Source organism: Tahibacter sp. (assembly GCF_035481375.1).
GTDB lineage: Bacteria > Pseudomonadota > Gammaproteobacteria > Xanthomonadales > Rhodanobacteraceae > Tahibacter.
Genome location: NZ_DATIGT010000169.1, coordinates 1 through 3,717, shown reverse-complemented (window position 1 = coordinate 3,717; position 3,717 = coordinate 1). Strand labels below are relative to the sequence as shown.

Genomic DNA, 3,717 nt, shown 5'->3' with positions numbered 1-3,717 from the left:
GGCCGTCGGGCGTGGTGCGCGGCGAATCGGCGGCCGCGGTCCCGGCGACGGACGCCGCAGGCGGCGGCGTTTCGGCGCGCGCGAACGCAGCGGACAGGACCAGCGGCAACGCGGCAAGCAGCGGCAGGGTTTTCATCGGGTTCTCCGTATGAGAGCGGGAAAGTGGGTCGCGAGCGCGCACGCCCTCGCGCGCCGCGCCGGGGCGCGCCGTGTCGATCGGCAGTGCGAAGGGAATCCGGCCGCAGCGGCCGGGAAAATCGGAACTACGTCGCCGGCTGCGGCGTCGCCGGCTCGGCCGGGACGTCGAAGCGTGCGCCGCGATCGAGCAGGTACTCGGCGACCTCGGCTTCGCCGTTGCGCAATGCATTGACGAGCGGCGTGCCCGCGTAGCGCACGCCGCGGTTCACGTCGGCGCCGGCCTCCACGAGCAGTTCGACGAGCGCGCGATGGCCGAGCCCTGCGGCGATCACGAGCGGACTGCCTTTGCCCGGCGCGCCGCGATCGGGATCGGCGCCGAGCGACAGCAGCAGGCGCGCCATCTCGAGGTCGTTGTTCCAGCTCGCGTACATCAGCGCCGTGCCGTGACCGGCTTCCATGCCGTCGATGTCGACGCCGGCCGCGACGAGGTCGCGCACGCGCTGCGCCTCGTCGCTCGCAACGGCAGCGACGAGCCGTGCGATGCGGGCGTCGGGTTCGGCCTTCGCGGAAACGCGCGCGACGGCGCTCGCCGCGGGGCGCGTCGCGGCCGAGTGCACGCGCGGCGGCGCCGCGAGCGCGGCAATGATCAGGACGAGCGCGGCCGTGCCCCACTCCGCGGCGCCATAGTGCCGCCGCGGCACTGTCGATCCGGCGCGCGCGATCAGGCTGTCGATCCGCGATTCGAGCTGGCGGCCGTGCCCGAGCATGCCGACCGCGAGCGCCGCGCGCGGCGGCGCGGCGAGCAACTGTTCCACACTGGCAAAAAGGGATTCCGCGTAGCCAAGCTCGGATGCCGCACCGCCGGCGGCGCGCGCGTCGCAAGCCGTCTCGCGCGCGAGGTCCAGCCGATCGGCGATCCGGCGCAGCAGCGGGTTCCACCAGAACATCGCGAGCGCGATGCGCTCCAGCGTGCACGACCACAGGTCGCCGCGCCGCACATGCGCGATTTCATGCCGCAGCACGTCGGCGAGCGCAGCCGCGTCGAGCGTCGCGACGAGCGCCTCGGGCACGAGGATGCAGGGCCGTCGCAGGCCGACGAGCATCGGGCCGGCGTCCGCGGTCACGGCAATGCGCACGCCGCGCGGCAGCGCTTCGCCGCACAGGGCTTCGAGCGCCGGCGCCGGCAACGCGGCCTGCCGCAGGCGGCGCGCCCGAAGCACGCCGCGATACAGGCGCAGGCACGGCACCAGCGCGCCGAGCAGCCAGACGAGCGCGAGCGCTGCGGCGAACGTCGGCGGCACGGCGACGCGGATCGGTTGCCCGGCGGCGGCCGTCGCGGCGATGGGCTCGTCGACGCCCGCCGCCGAGGGCGGCGGCGATGCGGCCCGCGCGGTTGCGATCGCCGCGGAACCGACGCCTGTCGGCGACCGGGGTACGACGGCGGCAATCGGCACGAGCACGGACGCAGCAAGCAGCGCGAGCAGCAGCCACGAGCGCGCTTCGGCGCCGAGCGTCTGCCGCCGCATGACGAACACGGCGACGCCGAGCGCCACCGCGCTCAGCCACAGGTGCTGCAGCGCGAGCGACAACGCCGCGTCGATGAATCCGGTCATCACGGCTTCCTCCGCGACTTCGCCGCATCGAGCTTGGTGCGCAGCGCCGCGAGCCGCGCCGCATCGATGTCGTGTTCGCTGACGAGATGCTGCGCGAGCACGTCGGGCGAGCCGCCGAAGAACTGCCGCAGCAACTGCTGCAGCGCCTGCGCGCGGGCATCCTCGCGCGTGATCGCCGGTCGGTAGATGAAGGCGCGGCCCTCGGTGCGATGGGTCACGAGACCCTTCTTGCTCAGGACGCCGAACATCGTCAGCACCGTCGTGTAGGCGACGGGCTTGTGTTGCGACAGCACGTCGGCGACCTCGCGCACCGAGGCCTCGCCCTTGTCCCAGAGCACGTCGAGAATCGCACGCTCGGAGTCGGTCAGCGTGCCGGAAGCCGGTCTTGCCATGGTCATCTACTAATTAACCCGTAGTGAGGCGGACGGTAGTCGTTCGCGGCCAAACCTGTCAACTATGAAATTAGTAATGGACACGCAGGACCGCGGCGCGCCTGCGTCTTTCTCACGCCTCTGCCCGGGTTCCTTTCGCCGTTCCTGCTGTCACGTTTCCCCCTCGCGTTGCGTATTCCAGCGCAGTCGATTTCGCCGGAGTCCGCCATGCCGTTGTCCCGCACGTGTGTCTTCCTGTCCGGCCTTGCCGTCGCCGCGGGCGCGCACGCCGCCGGCAATCTCGACGGCGATTTCGCCGACAACGGCCGCCGCATCGTGTTCTTCGACGGCGGCGGCAACAACATGGACGACGCGCTCGCGATGGACGTCACGAGCAACGGCACCGTCGTGCTGGCCGGCAACGAACGCATCGACGCGACGCACGACTGCATCGCCGTCGTGCGGCTGCTACCCAACGGTTCGCCGGACACGACGTTCTCGGGCGACGGCAAGTTCGTGCAGAACGCGCTGTGCAGCAGTGCATCGCTGCGCGTGAACGCGGTCAAGATCGACGCCGCCGGCCGCATCGTGTTCGCGGGCGCGTACACGCCCGACAGCAACGGGCAGTCGCAGTACATCGTCGGCCGCATCAAGGCCGACGGCAGCGCGCTCGACGATGGTTTCGGCTTCGGCGGCATCACGACGCCGAGCCTCGGCGGCTATACCTATGCCGGTGCCAATGCGATCGCGCTGCAGGCCGACGGCAAGATCGTGGCCGCCGGCTATGCCACGGTGAATTTCGTCGGCTCGCTGACCGCCTTCGCGGTCACGCGGCAGAATGCCGACGGCACTGCGGACGCAAGCTTCAATTCGAGCGGCTATCAGATCTACAGCTGGGGTACGTCGACCAGCGATCCGCTCAACGACGTCGCCACGGCGATCGCGATTCAGGGCGACGGCAAGATCGTCGTCGCCGGCACGAGCCAGCAGACCGCGACCGGCGCGGACTTCGGCGTGGTCCGCCTCAACGTCAACGGCAGTTTCGATACGGCGTTCGGCGGCAACGGCACGGGCGCGCGGCTCGTCGACTTCGGCAGCGGCTGCAAGGACGACATCGTCACGAGCATTGCCTATCGCTACAGCCCGTTCAGCCCGGCCGGCGCGGGCGTGGTCATCGCCGGTACGAATTGCGTGGCGGGCAACGACTGGGACTACGCCGTCGCCGTGCTCGACGAGGACGGCGCGCTCGACAACGATTTCAACGGCACCGGCCGGCGCACGGTCGGGTTCGACATCGGCGGCCTCAATCGCGACGTGGCCAAGGGCGTCGCGCTCGAGAACATCTCCACGGTGACGCTGGGCCCGACCCATATCACGCTCGGCGGGTTCGCGCTGAACACGCAGACCGCCGGCTCGGGCTACGACTTCGCGCTGACGCGGCTGACGTTCACCGGCGGCGTCGACACGTCGTTCGGCACGAACGGGCGCGCGACGTACCCGATCAATCTCGGCAGCACGAACAACGATTTTGCGAATGCGCTCGTGGTGCGCGGGCGCACGGCCTGGATCGGCGGGTAGCTCCAGCGCGTCAGCAC

3 protein-coding genes are annotated in these 3,717 nt (G+C 70.7%); 1 reads left to right on the top strand and 2 read right to left on the bottom strand.

Annotated features, from left to right (window positions below; all coding sequences use genetic code 11):
* Positions 1-263: 263 nt before the first annotated feature.
* Positions 264-1,751, bottom strand: a complete 1,488-nt coding sequence (locus tag VLF18_RS11275; protein WP_325279720.1) for a M56 family metallopeptidase — start codon at positions 1,749-1,751, stop codon at positions 264-266.
* Positions 1,751-2,143 (bottom strand): BlaI/MecI/CopY family transcriptional regulator, encoded by a 393-nt coding sequence (locus tag VLF18_RS11270; RefSeq protein WP_325279719.1) that lies wholly within the window; start codon positions 2,141-2,143, stop codon positions 1,751-1,753. The genes VLF18_RS11275 and VLF18_RS11270 overlap by 1 nt, the downstream gene beginning before the upstream one ends.
* A 207-nt stretch (positions 2,144-2,350) precedes the next feature.
* On the opposite strand from VLF18_RS11270, the gene VLF18_RS11265 reads away from it, so the two are divergent.
* Positions 2,351-3,700 carry a hypothetical protein gene (locus VLF18_RS11265; RefSeq protein ID WP_325279718.1) on the top strand — a complete coding sequence of 450 codons (1,350 nt, stop codon included), beginning with the start codon at positions 2,351-2,353 and terminating at the stop codon, positions 3,698-3,700.
* The last annotated feature ends 17 nt before the right edge of the window (positions 3,701-3,717 follow it).